Source organism: Bythopirellula superficialaquae (assembly GCF_059632245.1).
Genome location: NZ_CP197426.1, coordinates 996,835 through 1,013,591 on the forward strand (window position 1 = coordinate 996,835; position 16,757 = coordinate 1,013,591).

General features: G+C 55.2%; 14 protein-coding genes. 7 read left to right on the forward strand and 7 right to left on the reverse strand.

Translation table 11 applies throughout. The features are described from left to right. Positions 1–75: 75 nt before the first annotated feature. A complete protein-coding gene (locus SH678x_RS04135; RefSeq protein WP_496921621.1) occupies positions 76–1,236 on the forward strand; it encodes a hypothetical protein in 1,161 nt (386 codons plus the stop codon). Then, a complete protein-coding gene (locus tag SH678x_RS04140; protein WP_496921622.1) occupies positions 1,233–2,744 on the forward strand; it encodes a M14 family zinc carboxypeptidase in 1,512 nt (503 codons plus the stop codon). Before SH678x_RS04135 ends, SH678x_RS04140 begins: the two co-directional genes overlap by 4 nt. A gap of 67 nt (positions 2,745–2,811) precedes the next feature. Here the strand turns inward: SH678x_RS04140 and SH678x_RS04145 are convergent, their stop codons facing one another. The 5 genes from SH678x_RS04145 to SH678x_RS04165 form a co-directional block, all read right to left on the reverse strand. Beyond that, positions 2,812–3,141 (reverse strand): calmodulin-binding protein, encoded by a 330-nt coding sequence (locus SH678x_RS04145; RefSeq protein ID WP_496921623.1) that lies wholly within the window; start codon positions 3,139–3,141, stop codon positions 2,812–2,814. Positions 3,142–3,324: 183 nt separating this feature from the next. Further along, a complete protein-coding gene (locus SH678x_RS04150; RefSeq protein ID WP_496921624.1) occupies positions 3,325–4,107 on the reverse strand; it encodes an MBL fold metallo-hydrolase in 783 nt (260 codons plus the stop codon). A gap of 183 nt (positions 4,108–4,290) precedes the next feature. Continuing rightward, positions 4,291–5,202 (reverse strand): NAD-dependent epimerase/dehydratase family protein, encoded by a 912-nt coding sequence (locus SH678x_RS04155; RefSeq protein ID WP_496921625.1) that lies wholly within the window; start codon positions 5,200–5,202, stop codon positions 4,291–4,293. 32 nt (positions 5,203–5,234) lie between these two features. Further along, complete coding sequence (gene ruvX / locus SH678x_RS04160) at positions 5,235–5,687, reverse strand: Holliday junction resolvase RuvX (RefSeq protein ID WP_496921626.1); 453 nt, start codon at positions 5,685–5,687, stop codon at positions 5,235–5,237. A 162-nt stretch (positions 5,688–5,849) separates the two neighbouring features. Next, positions 5,850–6,932, reverse strand: a complete 1,083-nt coding sequence (locus SH678x_RS04165; RefSeq protein WP_496921627.1) for a mannose-1-phosphate guanylyltransferase — start codon at positions 6,930–6,932, stop codon at positions 5,850–5,852. A gap of 207 nt (positions 6,933–7,139) precedes the next feature. Here SH678x_RS04165 and SH678x_RS04170 point away from each other — a divergent pair, with 207 nt between their 5' ends. Then, positions 7,140–7,835 carry a hypothetical protein gene (locus tag SH678x_RS04170; protein ID WP_496921628.1) on the forward strand — a complete coding sequence of 232 codons (696 nt, stop codon included), beginning with the start codon at positions 7,140–7,142 and terminating at the stop codon, positions 7,833–7,835. Between the two features lie 33 nt (positions 7,836–7,868). Here SH678x_RS04170 and SH678x_RS04175 read toward each other — a convergent pair whose 3' ends face one another. Further along, complete coding sequence (locus SH678x_RS04175; protein ID WP_496921629.1) at positions 7,869–9,038, reverse strand: thiamine phosphate synthase; 1,170 nt, start codon at positions 9,036–9,038, stop codon at positions 7,869–7,871. A 223-nt stretch (positions 9,039–9,261) separates the two neighbouring features. Between SH678x_RS04175 and SH678x_RS04180 the strand changes: the two genes are divergently transcribed. The 3 genes from SH678x_RS04180 (at position 9,262) to thpR (ending at position 13,283) form a co-directional block, all read left to right on the forward strand. After that, positions 9,262–9,960, forward strand: coding sequence for a tetratricopeptide repeat protein (locus SH678x_RS04180; RefSeq protein ID WP_496921630.1), 699 nt, complete (start codon positions 9,262–9,264; stop codon positions 9,958–9,960). 60 nt (positions 9,961–10,020) lie between these two features. Further along, positions 10,021–12,582 carry an ATP-dependent Clp protease ATP-binding subunit gene (locus tag SH678x_RS04185; RefSeq protein ID WP_496921631.1) on the forward strand — a complete coding sequence of 854 codons (2,562 nt, stop codon included), beginning with the start codon at positions 10,021–10,023 and terminating at the stop codon, positions 12,580–12,582. Between the two features lie 131 nt (positions 12,583–12,713). After that, on the forward strand, positions 12,714–13,283 hold the full coding sequence (gene thpR / locus SH678x_RS04190) for an RNA 2',3'-cyclic phosphodiesterase (protein ID WP_496921632.1): 570 nt from the start codon (positions 12,714–12,716) through the stop codon (positions 13,281–13,283). Between the two features lie 37 nt (positions 13,284–13,320). On the opposite strand, the gene SH678x_RS04195 is transcribed toward thpR, so the two are convergent. Then, the gene (locus SH678x_RS04195) at positions 13,321–15,129 is read right to left on the reverse strand and encodes a hypothetical protein (protein WP_496921633.1); all 1,809 of its coding nucleotides are present in this window, start codon (positions 15,127–15,129) and stop codon (positions 13,321–13,323) included. Positions 15,130–15,629: 500 nt separating this feature from the next. On the opposite strand from SH678x_RS04195, the gene recA reads away from it, so the two are divergent. Further along, a complete protein-coding gene (gene recA, locus SH678x_RS04200) occupies positions 15,630–16,748 on the forward strand; it encodes a recombinase RecA (protein WP_496921634.1) in 1,119 nt (372 codons plus the stop codon). Positions 16,749–16,757: the final 9 nt, after the last annotated feature.

Sequence of the window (16,757 nt, forward strand, 5' to 3'; positions counted from 1 at the left end):
GGTCGCGATTAGGCTGCATGATTGGCGGGCTGATGGACTTTTGGAATTGAAAAAAGAGTTAAATTGCGACTTGCCATGAGCCGATTGTTTGCGTGTTCTTTACGATTATTGGCCGGTTTTTTGGCGGTAGGTTGGTTAGTAGCCTCGGCCCATGCGCAGACTCTCCTCTTCTCGGATGACATGTCGACTGGCACAGGGTGGAAGTATTCGCATTTCGGCGGCATAGCGAAACCAGGTGCGAACGATATCAGCGAAGCCGACTTCGGATTCAATTATGCCGCCTTGGGTATCCCCGAAGCTCCTCACAGCCAACCAGGGCAGCCGGTACGCCGCGGCTTAAGATTGGCGGATAACATCGTGGGTGAGTTTGCCGGCGATCAAGTCGCGGCCGTTTATGAGAGCCCTCTCTTTGTGGGCCAATACACGGTGCAGGTCGACGTCTGGTTGAATTGGGCACCCAACGCAACAGAAACCGGCACGACGGAACATGTTGGCGTTCTAGCTGGGTTTAACGTGGCGAATGCTCAGCGGACTTTCTCTCCCGGTCAGAATGGCGCAGGCGTGTTGTATTCGAGTGACGGTGGTGGAGGTTGCAGCAATACCGGCAGCGCCTGCGACTATATGCTTGTGAAGAACGGGTCCGAACTCGACCTCACAAGTGGGCAATATGCCCAAACTTCGTTTGGGCTCAGCAACCAAGCTGGATACGACAACACCGATTCAAATGCCAATCTCAACCTGCAAACGCTTTTTCCTTCGTTCAACATCGCGACGGCTACCAGCGGTTCGAACGCGACGGGAACGCAGCCAGCGGGGGCTTTGGGCTTCCAGTGGGTCACGGTCACATTGGAAGTCGATGCCGATGCCACCGGCAACGGAACGAACGGTCATTTAGGCACGGTGAAGGTAACGCTGGAAAGCCATCGCACAGGTAATTCGTTGGTGTTGGGGACAATTGACAACAGTATCGAGCAGAATCCTGCGGACGGCATCAATACGTACGAACGGCCTGTCAATCTCGAAGGTGGCATCGGATTGATGATGACCGATTTGTTTGCCTCAGGGCCGACGAATCCCAATTTTGCTTTCGGGTTGTTCGACAACGTCCGGGTCTACCAAGGATTACTCGGGGAAAGTTTGACGAGCAATTATCACGCCGTGCCGGAGCCTGCGTCGTTTGTGCTCCTGGCGAGCTTGGCGGTGGGGTTATGTGTTGGAAGAGGCCAACGATCATGATGAGATACCAAGCTTCTTTGATCATGTGCCTGCTAACCGCTAGTTGGTCCACAGCAAGTCATGCAGCGCTCAACATCTATAGCGATTTTGACCACGCTTCGTTAGCAAGTTGGAGCGGCAATCTCAGCAATATTCAACTGACGGGCCGCCAAAACTACCTTACGAGTACAGGTTGGCGATGGATGTATTTTGAAGCCGAAGGCGTTGCCGGGGCACAGCCTGTGTTTTCGGTCAATCAAGCATTTGCGGGCGGTAACTCCGCACTTATCAACCACAAGATGGTTTATTCTTACGACAACGAGAATTGGTCCTTCTTCGACAACAATCAACGCTCCGGCAATCTTTATACGTTCTCCAACAGCACACCGTTTGCCAGTAACAATGTGTTTGTGGCGTACGCCCAGCCCTATTCTTATGGTCGTTCGGTCGATCATACCGCTGAGGTGCTTTCATCGCCTTGGGCTGCACCGACGGCCTCCGCTGATGGAAATGGCATACTGGGCCAATCCTCAGTTGCGGTAGACGACATTGGCCGACTGGTTCCAGCACGCAACGTGTTCGGCTATCGAATCACGGACCCCGCGACGGATTCACCGATTGAGGCCAAGCGCAAAGTCATGCTTTCGAGCGGACTTCACGCGGGCGAGACGCTTGGCACTTATACCTACGAGGGGCTCATCAATTGGTTGATTTCCGATGATCCTCGTGCGGCGCGGCTTCGTCAGGATGCGGAATTCCTTTGCTATCCGGTTTTGAATCCGGGGGGACGATTCGCTGGATCGAGTCGAGCCACCGTGGACCACATAACCATCGATCCCAACGGTCGCTGGAATCCCAGCCTTTGGCAAGACTATCAGGAAGTTAAAGCGACCGGCGAGGCGATGCTAGCCGACGTTGTTGCCACACCGGGTGACTTGGATGTGTTCATTGATTTTCACTCGACAATTCCCTCATCGCCTGGTGATGACTTCGGTTTCATCGAATACGAGCAAGGCGATAACTTAGCTGACTTTTGGGTCGAACTGAAAAGCATTCAGCCAAACATCTTAGACACCGATTCCACGGGAAGTAGTTGGACGACCGCCAACTTTGCGGACTTGCTGTTAGGCGCCGAGGTTGATATCACGTTCGAAACACAGTTCGGCAAGAACCGCCCCATATCGTTCTACCATGACATGGGTGCTAACTTTGGCATCGCGTTCTACAACTCATGGATTCGCGTTGATAATCCTGCCGCAGCCGACTTCGACGAAGATGGCGACGTCGATGACGCGGACTTAGTCGCTTGGCAGAGCGGCTACGGCTTAGGCAGTGCCGCAGAACATTGGGACGGCGATGCGAATGGCGATGGCGACGTCGACGGTCGGGACTTTCTCACCTGGCAACGGCAGTACACGGGGAGTATTGATTCCCTCGCCGCGATCCATGCGGTGCCCGAGCCGACTGGGCTCATGCTTCTTGCAATCGGCTTAACGACACTAAGCCGCAAGCGGCGGCTTGCGGCTTAGCATGTAAGCTGTGGGTCTTGTGCGAATCGGCTGCTGCCAACTTACACTCTATCAACACGTCGCCCAATCAAAACACGTCGAGAATGAAGTGATGACCGCTGTGATAGAGACGGCGATTAGGGTAGTAGTTGTGCCACTTCTTGTTGTAGACCGGGATTCGCATTTCGGGCGGATAGCGGTAGTACAAGCTGTCGGCACTCCGGTAGTACTCGTTGCCGTAAAAGTTCTGTGGATAGTACACGTACGGATAGTGGTAGAAGCGTTCCCAATCTTGGGTCGTGTAAGTTTGGCCCCAAGAGCGGCCGTAAGCTTGTTGGGCCGAGGCTTGGTTGGAATCGGTGACGCAGCAGGCAAGAGCCCCGGCGCAGCAAATAGCGAATAGGATCCGGCGGACCATCGAATTCCCCCCTCGAAGGTATGCGGGTAGCGGGCGCGTCACGGCAAGCGGGCCGCGACGAAGTTGTGTTCACAGTTAGAATCGGTTGGCGGTGAAGAGTGGGTTGAGGGAATATCCGGCACAACCGGCAGAATTGGTACATGTGGACCGCTGCACGCGTTGCTAGCGAACATAGCTGGCCACTCAGCGTGGCGATTTGCCCGCCACCAATTCGCTTTCCCACTCATCCATCAGCGGCCAATCGAGCGCACACGTCCCAAAGTCGGCCATGTGCAGATAGCCGTCCAGGCGCTTGATCGTTTTGTCGATCAGGGCATTGTCTTTGCGGAAGGCGGGGCCGTGGCTGGGGAGCAGCCACTCGACGTCGCTATCACGAATGCGGGTTAAGGACTTGATGAAATCGGGGATGCTGCTGCCATGATGGGCGTCGATCGCTCCCACGCAGCCATCGCGGAACAGGTTGTCGCCGGAGAACAGCAGGTTCCCTAGTCGCAACGACAATTGACCATCGGTATGCCCGGGGGTGTGCCAGACTTCCAGCTGTTGGTTGCCGACCTGGATAATGTCGCCGTCGTTGACTTTGTGCTCCACCACAACGGCGGGCATCTCCATGTGGATATTTTGAGCGGAAATCTCGGCGAAGGTCGCCACCTTGTCTCCCACTTCCAGATGCGGGGCCGACAAAGGATGGGCCGTCACGGTTGTTTTGAGAATCTGCTTGGCCTTGGAAAGCCCTTGAATGTGGTCGACGTCGGCGTGCGAGGCGATCAGTGTTTTGCACTTGCTGAACGGAAAATCGAGTTCGCGAATCAGATCGATACAATCGTCGACCGCGTCTTCGTAGCCGATGTCGAAGAGCACCCACTCATTTTCATCGTAAATCAGGTAGACGCAGCAGCTTATGCGGCGGCGGGCCTGATGGTTAAGCTCGATGACGTTGGGGAACAGCGGGGTCCGTTCAAGCATGGTCGACAGCCAGATCAAGGAAATTCGCAGGGGCCAAGCGGGGTCTCTGCGCACAGAAACAAACCGAGCGATCACCGCTAATCGCCACTGGGATTCTAAAGGCCGCCCCACAGATTATGCAACCGCCCAAGAATTGCGGAATTAACCATCACTAAACGATAATCATTCTCAATAAACGAGTTTCTAAGTTGACTTCCCGAGAATTGCCGCCAGACCTGCCCGCGAGTTGGGATAGCGTAATTTGATGGGAATAGTGCTCAGCAATTTGCGATTAGAAATTCGCTTGTCGGCGAGGGCACGTTGAGCCGCCGGCGTGTTGGAATGAGGCGCGACAAAGTGTGGCTCGCTGACGCCGATCAACCGCGCGATCTCACGGTAATGGTCGCCACGCACAACAGGCTGGCCATCGCTCACACAAAAGATTTCCGGCCCGTTGGCAAGTGGATTCGCGGCCGCCCATTGATCGAGGGCCACGGCAATCGCTGCTGCATCGTCGACGTGAATCAGATTAAGCCAACCTTCGGTCGGCACGGCGAGCGATTCACCTGCACGGAGCTTGTCGAGATAGGGAACCCTTCCCGGCCCATAAATTCCCGCGAGTCGCAAGATGAGTGATCGCTTGCCAATCGGATGCGCGGCCAGGATTTTTTCCGCGGCGAGTGACGCTTTGCCGCCATCACGTTGGGGATTGGGAGGAGTTGTTTCGTCGACCCATTCGCCATTGGCCGGGCCATAGACGCCGGTGGTGCTGATATAGATCACACGCTGCACTGTACTCGGCAGCGCATCGAGAACATTCTGCAATCCTTGGGCATAGACGGTGTGGATGTCGGCTTCGCCGCTGCGATCGTAACCGACGGAATAAACCAGTGTGTCCAATGAGTTGCCCGTTAATGCCGATGCAACGGGCAACCACTTCAGAGTTTCGGGATCAATCACATCAGCACGAGCTGGAAACACGCCCGCGTCGAGAACTTCCAGTGGCAATTCTCCGCTTCGCGAAGTGGCGATCACATCGTCACCCGCAGCACGCCACAGTTTTGCGATGCGCGACCCCAGGTAGCCACAGCCGATGAGAATACGAGTCTGGTTCATTTTTCGGGAGCTGCGAATTCATAGTATCGCAGCTAATCAAGTCCTTCGAGAGAAATTTGCCCACGAGCGCCGGCTTCCAAATAGGCCGTTAGCATGATCTGCGCGGCGAGTTGATCGATTCGCGCCTTGCGGCGTTTCTTGGTGAAGTTGGCCTGGCTGAGAATCTGTTCCGCTTCCAGCGATGTATAGCGCTCGTCGAAGTATTCCACGGGGAGTTGCGTAAGCTCTGCGAGCCAATTGCCAAACTGTCGCGCCTCCTGCGATTTCTGGCTGTCGTGGCCGCTGGTGTGGACCGGTAAGCCCACGACGAACTTCAGAAGCCGTTCTTCTCTGGCGAGCGTACGAAAGTATTCGGCGTCGAGCGCGGGGCTACGGCGATTGTAGGTTTCGTAGGGCGAGGCAATCCCGACGTCGAGGTCGGCGGTAGCAATGCCGATCCGCACGGTGCCATAGTCGATCCCTGCGATGCGTCCAGAAAGTGCCATGAAATCAGTTTACAGGAGGAAGCAGAGGTAGCGGAGATTTTCTAAACGCAGAGGACGCAAAGGTGCAGAGTTTCGCAAATGTAAGAAGTAAATTATTTAGAAATTCTTACTTTTGCATTTTTCATTATTGCTCTGCTCCCTCTGCTTCCTCCTGTAAAACTCTTACAAGTATTCCGTCATGCCACGCATTTCGAGTTGCTTCACGATATTGCGGATCGACTCCTCATCGTTTTTATTGGCCACCAGCGTCGCATCGGGTGTGTGGACAATGAGCATGTCCTTCAGCCCAAGCGTCACGACCAAGTGGTCGTCGGTCGTGCGAATGATTGTGCCCTTGGTGTTCATGCCGAGGTGCTTGCCGACGATGGTGTTCTCATCCTTGTCGGTTCCCAACAGTCGTGCGAGCGACAGCCAACTCCCCAGGTCGTCCCAGTCGTAGGGGGCAACGATCACGGCCACGTCTTGAGCATGCTCCATGACGGCGTAATCGATGGAAATCCCTTCGATGGCCGAAAACTCTTCGTTGAAGACTTGCTGCTGCTTGTCGGTGCCCCAAGCGGCCACGATCTTTTTTAGGTGCTCAAGGATCAGCGGCTGCCGTTCGGCCAAAGCGTCGAGAATCGTTTTTGCCTTCCAGATAAAGATGCCGGAGTTCCAAAAGAAATCGCCCGAGCCGACATACTCGGCGGCAGTGGCGGCGTTGGGCTTTTCACGGAATCGCTTCACAACGTAAGTGGGAGCGGCGTCGCCCCGCATGTCGATGGCCGCGCCCCGTTGGATGTAGCCAAAAATTTCCGCCGCGTAGGTGGGTTGAATTCCGAACGTGACGATGCGGCCCGGCTTCTTTTCAACGAGCTCAATAGCCTGACGCACGGCGGCCTGAAAGCGATCGCCGGAGCGTATCACGTGATCCGCCGGCATGACGACCATCGTGGCATCGGGATCGTTGCGGCTCACCAGCAAGGCGGCCAGCCCAATGCACGGAGCCGTATCGCGCTTGCAGGGTTCGCCGACGATCTGCTCGGCGGGGAGTTCGGGGAGTTGCTGCTTGATGGGATCGACAAGTTGCCGATTGGTGACGATCATCGCCTGCTCGGGTGCAACTAAGCCGTCGAGGCGGTCGTAGGTTTGGCGGATCATCGTGGCCTTGCCTACGAGCGAAAGCAATTGCTTGGGACTCGCGGCACGGCTAGCGGGCCAAAAACGGGTGCCGGTACCACCGGCCATAATGATGGCGTGAAGCATGAGAATGAGTTCGGATTGCGGATTTCGGAGTGCGGAATGAATTATTTATGATACCCCATCAACAATCGCATTGGCGAGGGTCTTTAGGTATCAATCTATCTTGGAGAGAACGGAGGATTTTGATTACATTTTGAACGTGCTTAGCCAACAAAATGCCTTAGTCATAAGAGTCTCAAAATCATGCGGAAATGTCCTAACTGCGGTGAGATGATGGATGAAGTCTTCGAAGCGTGTTGGAAGTGCGGAACAGAGTTTGACCGCTACGAGTTTACTGAGAGCCCCCAGAGCTCACTAGCAGAACAATTCAGCAAAAGTGAGGCTGCAGATTGTGATGAGAGCTATTTTGAGCAGCAAGCCCGTGGAATGAGTCGGCTTGAAGTTGCCCAGCTAATATGTAAAGCAATCGCGCTAGCTCTTTTCGCATGGGCTGGGTATCTGACAGTCACCAGCACACTTTTGATCGTGAGTGACATGAGCCACTCAGTGGACAAGGAAGAAGCATTATTCAGGTCGATGGTACTTCTGATTCCTGGAGCTTCACTCATTGTTATCGGATTCGTGTATTGGGCACACTCTGCTTTTTTAGCAAACCATATGGTCTCCCGAGTAGCAGTTCCTGCCACTAGTTTTTCAGTGGGTATTCAGGATGTGATGATCGTGGCATTCAGCACTCTTGGCGTTCTGGTGCTGGTCGAAGCTGTTTTGGACCTAGTCAATGTAGTTCGATATGCGTATCTCGGCTATTTTCTTTCAGGGTCGGAAGGAATTTGGACCAACCATGGAACCTGGGCAGCTGTGGCTAGGGCCGCAATTGCAGCATGGTTAATTCTCGGTGCTCGTGGCATTGCTCGAGCAGTTCTTTGGTTAAGGGGCGAACCGAGTGGTATAATCGAAGCTGAATAATGGGGCTTTCAAACAAAATTGAGATATGAACGTCTATGATCGCGTCCGATCAACAAACGCTCTCGCTACTTCAACCGGCTCATCAGCTTTTGTAATCGCTCCACTCAACGCCACACGTTTGATCCCCGTGGCAAGCACTTCTGGGAGATTCTCGAGTGTGATCCCGCCAATCGCGAACGCGGGGAGTGAAATCTCTTCGGCAACTTGTTTTAACAACGCCGTGCCGGGAAACTCATCAAACGATTTTGTGGTCGACGGAAATGTTGGACCGACGCCAATGTAGTTGGCTCCGTCGAGAACGGCTTGGCTTGCTTGTTCGATGGTGTGCGTCGATACACCGATTATTTTTCGTGGCCCCAAAATTTCGCGAGCTGCCTTCACGGGCAGATCGTCTTGGCCCAGATGGACCCCATCGGCGTTCACTGCCGCGGCGATGTCGGGACGGTCGTTGATAATTAGTAGGCAACCCTCGGCTTCCGCCGTCGGGCTATGACAGAGATCGCGCAGCTTCAACGCGCGGGCCAACAAACCTCGATCATCGAGATTTTTATCCCGGAATTGGATCATTCCCACGCCGGCGGCGTTTAATTCCGGAATTTTTTCTAGTTCGAACGAGCCGTCGATGAGCACGCACAGTTTGGCTTGTTCGAGTGGAGTGCCGCTAAGCCGCGAGCGGCTGGTGATGGCTTTTTCGAGGGTGTAGAACCGATAACGCAAACTCTCGAACTTAGATGCAGCTTCTGGCGACGTGACTTTGCTGAATTCTTCCAGACTTCGCAACGATTGCTTCAGTCGCTCGCAGCTCGCTTCGCACACGGCTGTGGCATCGACTCGTTGATTCTCAGCCGAAGTGGAAATCGAAGTTCCAACATCGGCCTGCGTCTCACGCATGGCGTGGCGATCTACTCGGGGCAGGGTGGTCAGCGCGGCCGCTAAATCATGCCGTATCTCTTTTGTAAAGGTCGTGAGAAAAGCATCGTCGAGGGCGAATCGGCAGAAATCTTCGACCACGCGCAGGCCCTCCGCGGCCCGGTTGGCCGTGGCGTCGAGGATGCGAAGGATCTGATGTTCGGAATTCACTGGCAGCTCTCGCCGCTTGCGGCTTAGTGATGAAAAAGTAGCTAGCACCCCATTATGGCCGGATTCAACGGGGAACCCCAGGTGTCCGGTTGCCCGCAAACCGCCCTCGTCGGTGGCCGTCATTATCGTTATCTTCCCACCGGACGAATTGTCTGTCGGCGGAGTCTGCTGCGCACGTGGTAGGTTCGCCACAGTTGGTGGACACTCAAACCTATTTCCAGGCTGTAAAGCGGTCGCGGGCCTAGAGTTGCCTTGCTTCCGCACTGTCGCGGGCTAAACTTGCGAAGTCACTATTCTAGACACACGATTGTCTAAGATGTGACCGTGAGGCTCGGCGAGGTCATGCATGATGCCGACGCGAAAAATGCCGAAGATCGCCTACTTTTGGCCCGGACTTCCCCAGCTCTGGTTGCGGGGGTCTTGGGCAGGTTTGGTGATAGCTGTAGGATTTACCGCGTTGGTCAACGTGCTGATCCTCGCGACCTGCGTGTTTCACGAGTGGATACCTCATGAATATCTGCTCGGTGGATATGGTGTGGTCGCGGCGAGTTGGTTGGTCGGTTGGTGGCAATGTCATGTGCAAATGTCGCACGAAGTAGCCGCCACGGGAAACAGCGACGAATCGGCCAGCGAAACACCAAGCGTTGGCCTTGTGGCCGAACCCAGGGAACAATTGTATCGTGATGCTCAGCGAGTTTACTTGCAGGGCGATTGGGTAGCTGCGGAGCAATTGCTCCTGAAGCTACTGAAGTTGGATGACCGCGACGCGGAAGCCCGACTGATGCTTGCCACACTTTGGCGGCATCAAGGTCGGCATCGCGAGGCGATTCGCCAACTCGATAAGTTAAGCCGGTTGGAAGCAGCCGACCCTTGGCAAAACGAAATCGCGGTCGAGCGACGGGAAAACGCCGCCGTGTTGGAACAGAGTGAATTGGAACAAAAAACGACAAACACACACGAAGACGAGACTCAGACGATTAAAATCACCGACGCTCAGCCGTCGGCCACCGAGATCAATGAAACCAATCGGCGGCATGCTGCGTAAAGACGGCAAGTCGTTTTACGACGCACAGCCGAAAGGCGAATCAAGAAGGGGAGTATGGCCATGTACGAACGTTTCACCGACCGCGCTCGCAAAGTGATGCAGTTGGCCAATCAAGAGGCACAGCGGTTCAATCACGAATATATTGGTACCGAGCACGTTTTGCTCGGCCTGATCAAAGAAGGGAGCGGCGTTGCCGCCAACGTCCTGAAGAATCTGGACGTTGATCTTCGTAAAATCCGACTCGAAGTCGAAAAGCTTGTCCAAAGCGGACCCGATATGGTCACGATGGGTAAGCTCCCGCAGACGCCACGGGCTAAGAAAGTCATCGAATATTCGATGGAAGAAGCCCGTCACCTGAACCACAACTACGTGGGCACCGAGCACATTTTGCTGGGTCTGTTGCGTGAGCAAGAAGGCGTTGCTGCCCAAGTGCTCATGAATTTGGGCCTCAAGCTTGAAGAAGTTCGTGAAGAAGTTCTCAATCTTCTGGGCCATGGCCTGGAAGGCGAAGATTCCCCGCGCGGTGGCCGCGTTGGCGAAGCCGGTGGGGAAGAAGGGGAACGCGAAGGTCGCAAGAGTAGCAAGAGCAAGACTCCGGCCCTCGACAGTTTTGGCCGCGATCTCACGGAACTTGCCCGCCAAGGCAAGCTCGATCCGGTGATTGGCCGCGAGAAAGAAATCGAACGGGCGATCCAAGTGCTCTGCCGCCGCACGAAGAACAATCCCGTGTTGTTGGGTGAAGCCGGCGTTGGCAAGACGGCCATCGTCGAAGGTTTCGCCCAACGAGTGGTCGACGGCAACGTGCCTGAATTGTTGCTTGATCGTCGGATCGTGGTCTTGGACCTCGCGATGATGGTGGCTGGTACCAAGTACCGCGGCCAATTCGAAGAGCGTATTAAGGCCGTGATGAACGAAGTGCGTCGTGCGAAGAACACGATTTTGTTCATCGACGAATTGCACACCTTGGTGGGTGCCGGTGGTGCCGAAGGGGCCATCGACGCGTCCAACGTGCTCAAGCCTGCCTTGGCTCGTGGCGAAATCCAATGCATCGGGGCTACAACCCTTGATGAGTATCGCAAGTACATCGAAAAGGATTCGGCTCTCGCTCGCCGGTTCCAGGAAGTGCTTGTTGAACCTACGACCGCCGAGGACACCATAAAAATCCTCGAAGGCTTGCGGGACCGCTACGAAGAGCATCATCGAGTGCAAATCACCGACGACGCGATCAAGTCCGCCGTGGAACTTTCGGATCGCTACATCACGGGCCGCTGCTTGCCGGACAAGGCAATCGACGTGATCGACGAATCTGGCGCGCGGGTGCGGCTCAAGACGATGTCGAAGCCGCCCAATTTGAAGGAAATCGACGACGACGTCGAACAGCTCAACCGCGAGAAGGAAGAAGCCGTCGCGAATCAAGATTTCGAGAAGGCCGCTTCACTGCGCGATCAAGCCGACAAGCTCAAGAAAAAGAAGCAGACCATCACCAAGGAATGGCGTGAGAAATCGCGCGAGAATGGTGGCGTGGTCGACGAAGAAGTGATCGCCGAAGTGGTCTCCAAGATGACGGGCATTCCGCTCACCCGGATGACCACCGAAGACACGCTGCGCTTGATGAAGATGGAAGAAGAACTGCACGGTCGCGTGATCAGCCAGGACGAGGCCATCAAGGCCATCGCCAAGGCGGTGCGTCGCAGCCGCAGCGGTTTGCAAGATCCCAAGCGGCCTACCGGTTGCTTCGTGTTCGCGGGACCCACCGGCGTCGGTAAGACGTTGCTTGCCAAAGCCTTGGCCGAGTTCATGTTCGGTGATGAGGAAGCCCTCATCCAGATCGACATGAGCGAGTACATGGAAAAGCACAACGTGAGCCGCTTGATCGGTGCCCCTCCGGGCTACGTCGGCTACGAAGAAGGTGGTCAGCTCACCGAGCAGATTCGCCGTCGTCCGTATGCCGTGGTGCTCTTGGACGAAATCGAAAAGGCCCACCCTGAAGTCTTCAACATGCTGTTGCAGTTGATGGAAGAAGGACGCCTGACCGACAGTTTTGGCCGGAATGTCGACTTCCGCAACGTGATCTTGATCATGACCACCAACGCCGGTGCCGATGCGATCAAGAACGAAGCGGCCTTTGGTTTCCAAAAACCCGACGAAGATGCTTCGTACGACAGCATGAAGAAGCGGGTGGTCGAGGAAATCGAAAAGGTGTTCCGTCCCGAGTTTATCAACCGTGTGAACGACATCATTGTGTTCCGCCATTTGACGACGACCGACTTGAAGGACGTGGTCGAATTGGAACTCAGCAAGATTCGCGGCCGATTGAAAGAGCGTGGACTTGCCCTGGAACTCAGCGACGAGTCGAAGGAATTCCTCATCAAAAAGGGTTCCAACACCGATTACGGGGCTCGGCCTTTGCGGCGAGCGATCGAGTCGTTCATCGAAGATCCGTTGGCCGAGGAATTGCTCAAGGGCGAATTCAACGGCAAGCAGGTGATCCGTGTGAGCGTTAAGAAGGTGGCTGGCAAAAAGCAGCTGACCTTTGATGGCCGCATGGAAGGCGAACCGGAGCCCGAGCCAGTCGGCGCACTTGCCGATGGCGGTGACGACGACGAATCGACCGAAGGTTGAGTTTTGTAATGAGTTAACGACAATCGCCGTCGAGCACGCGCTCGGCGGCGATTTTTTTGTTTCATGGCGAGCGGCGGGCGTCAGCCCGCAGCAAAACAGAATCGGGAAGCTTACGCATCCCGCTCGCATCTATGGCTAAGACCCGCACTTTTATCGCCGTCGAAGCCGTGGATGGCGTGCATGCCCAAGCCCAGGCTGCGATTGAACGACTCCGCCCTTTGGCCAGCAACGTGAAGTGGGTCGAGCCAGAGAACCTTCACTGGACGCTTCAATTCTTGGGTGATCTCAAGGACGAGGAAATCGCCGAGGTTTGCCGCCGCGTGCAAAAGATCGTGGCTGATGTCGCCCCCTTTTCACTCACGGGCTCGGGAGTGGGTGCGTTTCCCAAGTTGGATCGTCCCAAAGTGCTATGGCTTGGTGTCTCTGAAGGGATGGATCAATTCGCAGCCCTACAAGCCAAAGTGGAAACCAATCTGGAAGGGATGGGCTTTCGCGGCGAGAATCGCCAATTCGTGCCGCATCTGACCCTGGGCCGCGTGGGCCCTGGCCAGGATAACGGTGCCTTGGTCGAAGGGGTGACGCAACTGAGCAACTTTGCCGGCGGGCAAATGTTTGTCGACGAGGTTGTTGTCTATGCCAGCGAGCCACAACGCTCCGGGCCCAAATACACGCCGCTGGCGCATCTAAAGTTGGGCGGATAAGCAGGCGTTGAGCAGCGCTATAGCATGCTTATTCAACTCATCCACGCCGGCGCATCGTTAGACCTACGCCCGCAAAGGCCAGCAGTAGCGATGCCGTCATGGGTTCGGGAACAGTCGAAACGGTGACCCCGCTTCCCGAAAGTTGATAAGTAAACGCTTGGCCGAGGGCGCCATTTGCAGCGCCTTGATCGGTTTGAATGGTCAACGTCGCACTGTAGGACCGGATTTCGGTCGGATGAAAGTGGATGGGGAGGTTGGCAAATTGCTGTTCATACAGAATTGCTGGAATGAGACTATCAACGCTGAACGCCGCGGCATCGGGGCCTCCGAGAGTCACGCTCAAGATGCCCAGGGACGTGAGCGATGAATCCATGCCCAGATCGGTGCTGGCGTTGTTGAGAATCAAGTGAAAAGCAGCACTGTAATTTACGCCTGTTGTGCCTAAATTGATTGTTGTGTTGGGATGAGTCCCCATATTCGTTGCGAATGTAGGTCCCACACCCCGTCCGACTGCCAGCACCGCATCTCCGCCATTGCTATGCACGGTTACGGTTTCGGTTGTTCGAGTGTTTGTGCTATACGTCATCGGGAGGAGTTGAACGACAGTTCCTCCTAGGCCACCACTGAATGCAAAAGTGGAACCCTCGGCTACTCCTGTAAAGCCCGCTCCAACATGGTCAAAGAGCCCGTAAAGAGCGCCTGAGAAATCGCCACCGCGTGCTAAGGAGGTGAAACCTGAAGTCGAGCCAGTCCCGAGGCGCACGTTCAAAGGGAGGGTGCTGGTGCTTACGTACGTTTGGTACTGTTCCACAGTGCCGTTGCTGCCCGGTTGAGCCGCGCCAATTGCTGATCCACCGTTGGCACTGACCCCGCTCGCCAGAGGGGCGGCATTTTGTTGAATCAGAACCCGGCCACCACCGCCTCCTCCCCCTGCGTTTGTGCCACCACCGCCGGAGGCATTACCACCGTCGCTGCCGTCGGCAGAAATGGTACCTGATAGTGCCTGAGTGACTTTTTGCCCCGCAACCCGAATAGACCCGCCGCTGCCTCCCCCGCCCCCGCCATAGCCATTTGCGGCGACACCCGCTGCTCCACCCTCCGACGTGACCGGAGCTAAAATTTTGACCTCGCCAAGAGCGCTGATTTCGAGAACGCCACCCCCACCGCCTCCGTCACCGTATGTATCGCCGTTACGGCCGGAGCCGCCGCCGCTGCCGCCATAGAGCAAGCTCCCAAGCGAATTGTTCGCAGGGTAGGAGACACCACCAAGACTGTCTGTGTCGTTATATCCGCCGCCCCGGCCACCATTGCCCCCGTAGGCACCCCCACCCGCGCCAGCGTAATTGCCAATGTTAGTCGGTTGGCCGGCACCAGGTCCGGCGCCAGCAGCTGCAGAACTTCCACCTGCGAAACCGCCAGCCACGCTCGGTGCGCCATAATTGCCACCATTCACGGAAAGGGCGCTGCGAATAACCACATCGTCACGCGACAAAAGCGCCAGTCCGCGGCTCCCTGTGACTGTCACCGCCACGCCAGGGCCGATGCTGATGTCGTCGAAACTAAAGATGGCAAGTTCGGGCACTCCGGTTGCAGGATTGGCTAAACCATTCTGGTTATCGATCGTCGCGGTAAAGGCGAGGATTCCATTGACTCGGATTTCTCCAGCGGTTGTATCAATCGTCACCGCATTACCAATGCCCACCTCAAAGCTGCCTTGCGAAGTGTAGGCAAGCGGGTTCAGTAGCGACGCCCGCAGCTGGTCTGAGCCGTACGCTGAAAAAAGCAAAATGACTAAGAGATGACAAACGATACTGCAACAAATCCGCCGAGGATGACGGTGCCACATAATTAATCTCCGAGTGAATTACCAAGAAAGGCGATGCAGGTGGGAAAATGATGTTCAAACGACCCGCAAAGCCCACGGGGCAATGCGCTTTAATTATCATAATTTCCGTGGATTTTCACGCAATCTGAACCGCAAAACGCCGTAACGTGGCTTTTTTGCATTTGAAAAGGTCTGTCTTAGAGGCCTTGTTTCTGGATTTCCTTGGGCAGATAAGAACAAACGTCTCGTCTCCGGAGGTCGGGAAATTCTCGCTTGTCCAAATAGGCAGTCCTGAGTTTCGTCGTAATATGCCTAAAAACCGGTGAAAAATCAACAAAAAAATCTTCTTGCAAACTTTACTGAACACCTATACCGTATTCGTGCGTACAGTATAAAAGTTGTGCCGTTCGCTGCGGCTTGCATCCCCGCCTTTTCTGTTGGATAAAGGGTCCGAACACATGGTAACAGCAGTTGCTAGCAAGAATTCCGTGCCGAGCCAAAACACATCGTCGAGAACCACCATGGCTAAAAAAGAAAAGGCGAAGCCTGTTAAGGCTTCCGCAAAACAGACTCCCGCCGAGAAGATGCTCTCTGGCAGTACCGAATTGCGAAATACGGTCGAAGCGATCGAAAAGCAATTCGGCGAAGGTTCCATCATGCCCCTAGGTGCCGACAAGATTTGTCGGATCGAAGGGATTTCCACGGGGAGCCTGTCCGTCGACATCGCCCTGGGGGGCCAGGGAATTCCCCGCGGACGCATCATCGAAGTCTACGGCCCAGAATCGAGCGGTAAAACGACACTTGCTCTGCATGTGATTGCCCAAGCTCAAAGAGCGGGTGGCATTGCAGCTTTTATCGATGCCGAGCATGCCCTCGACCCCACATGGGCTAAAAAGCTCGGCGTCGATCTCGAGACGCTCTTGGTAAGCCAACCTGGGCATGGTGAAGAGGCCATGCACATCACCGAGATGCTCATCAAGTCGAACGCGGTCGACGTGATTGTGGTCGACTCGGTCGCGGCATTGGTTCCTAAAAAGGAACTCGACGGGGAAATCGGCGATTCGCACGTCGGCTTGCAAGCTCGTTTGATGAGCCAGTCGATGCGGAAACTCACGGCCGTGATTGCCAAGGCCAAGACCTCGGTGATTTTTATCAATCAAATTCGCGAAAAAATCGGTGTCATGTTCGGCAGCCCCGAAACGACCCCCGGTGGTCGGGCCCTCAAGTTCTATGCTTCCTGCCGCATCGACGTCCGTCGGATCGGTCAGTTGAAGGATGGCGAAGAAGTCATCGGCCAACGCGTGCGTGCCAAGATCGTAAAGAACAAGGTCGCCCCACCATTCCGTGCTGCCGAATTCGATATGATGCATTCCGACGGCATCAGCTACGAGGGTGACATTCTCGATTTGGGTTTGGAAAAGAAAGTTCTTTCCCGCACCGGTGCTTGGTTTCGCTATGGCGAAATGCAACTCGGGCAAGGCAAAGAAAAGTCACGTGTTTTTCTTAAAGAGAATCCTCAGATCACCGAGGAGATCAAACAGAAGATTCTAGCCGTCGGTGGATTTGATGATTTGCTCTCCACCGCGGGCCGCGCCGCCAATCTCGATGAAGATGATACGCCCGCGGATTTTGAGGAATAGGAACGCACA

What these genes read in the sequence shown, in the direction of transcription:
- SH678x_RS04135 (WP_496921621.1), top strand. Translation starts at nt 76, where the DNA reads ATGAGCCGATTGTTTGCGTGTTCTTTACGATTATTGGCCGGTTTTTTG.
- SH678x_RS04140 (WP_496921622.1), top strand. Translation starts at nt 1,233, where the DNA reads ATGATGAGATACCAAGCTTCTTTGATCATGTGCCTGCTAACCGCTAGT.
- SH678x_RS04145 (WP_496921623.1), bottom strand. Translation starts at nt 3,141, where the DNA reads ATGGTCCGCCGGATCCTATTCGCTATTTGCTGCGCCGGGGCTCTTGCC.
- SH678x_RS04150 (WP_496921624.1), bottom strand. Translation starts at nt 4,107, where the DNA reads ATGCTTGAACGGACCCCGCTGTTCCCCAACGTCATCGAGCTTAACCAT.
- SH678x_RS04155 (WP_496921625.1), bottom strand. Translation starts at nt 5,202, where the DNA reads ATGAACCAGACTCGTATTCTCATCGGCTGTGGCTACCTGGGGTCGCGC.
- ruvX (WP_496921626.1), bottom strand. Translation starts at nt 5,687, where the DNA reads ATGGCACTTTCTGGACGCATCGCAGGGATCGACTATGGCACCGTGCGG.
- SH678x_RS04165 (WP_496921627.1), bottom strand. Translation starts at nt 6,932, where the DNA reads ATGCTTCACGCCATCATTATGGCCGGTGGTACCGGCACCCGTTTTTGG.
- SH678x_RS04170 (WP_496921628.1), top strand. Translation starts at nt 7,140, where the DNA reads ATGATGGATGAAGTCTTCGAAGCGTGTTGGAAGTGCGGAACAGAGTTT.
- SH678x_RS04175 (WP_496921629.1), bottom strand. Translation starts at nt 9,038, where the DNA reads ATGACGGCCACCGACGAGGGCGGTTTGCGGGCAACCGGACACCTGGGG.
- SH678x_RS04180 (WP_496921630.1), top strand. Translation starts at nt 9,262, where the DNA reads ATGATGCCGACGCGAAAAATGCCGAAGATCGCCTACTTTTGGCCCGGA.
- SH678x_RS04185 (WP_496921631.1), top strand. Translation starts at nt 10,021, where the DNA reads ATGTACGAACGTTTCACCGACCGCGCTCGCAAAGTGATGCAGTTGGCC.
- thpR (WP_496921632.1), top strand. Translation starts at nt 12,714, where the DNA reads ATGGCTAAGACCCGCACTTTTATCGCCGTCGAAGCCGTGGATGGCGTG.
- SH678x_RS04195 (WP_496921633.1), bottom strand. Translation starts at nt 15,129, where the DNA reads ATGTGGCACCGTCATCCTCGGCGGATTTGTTGCAGTATCGTTTGTCAT.
- recA (WP_496921634.1), top strand. Translation starts at nt 15,630, where the DNA reads ATGGCTAAAAAAGAAAAGGCGAAGCCTGTTAAGGCTTCCGCAAAACAG.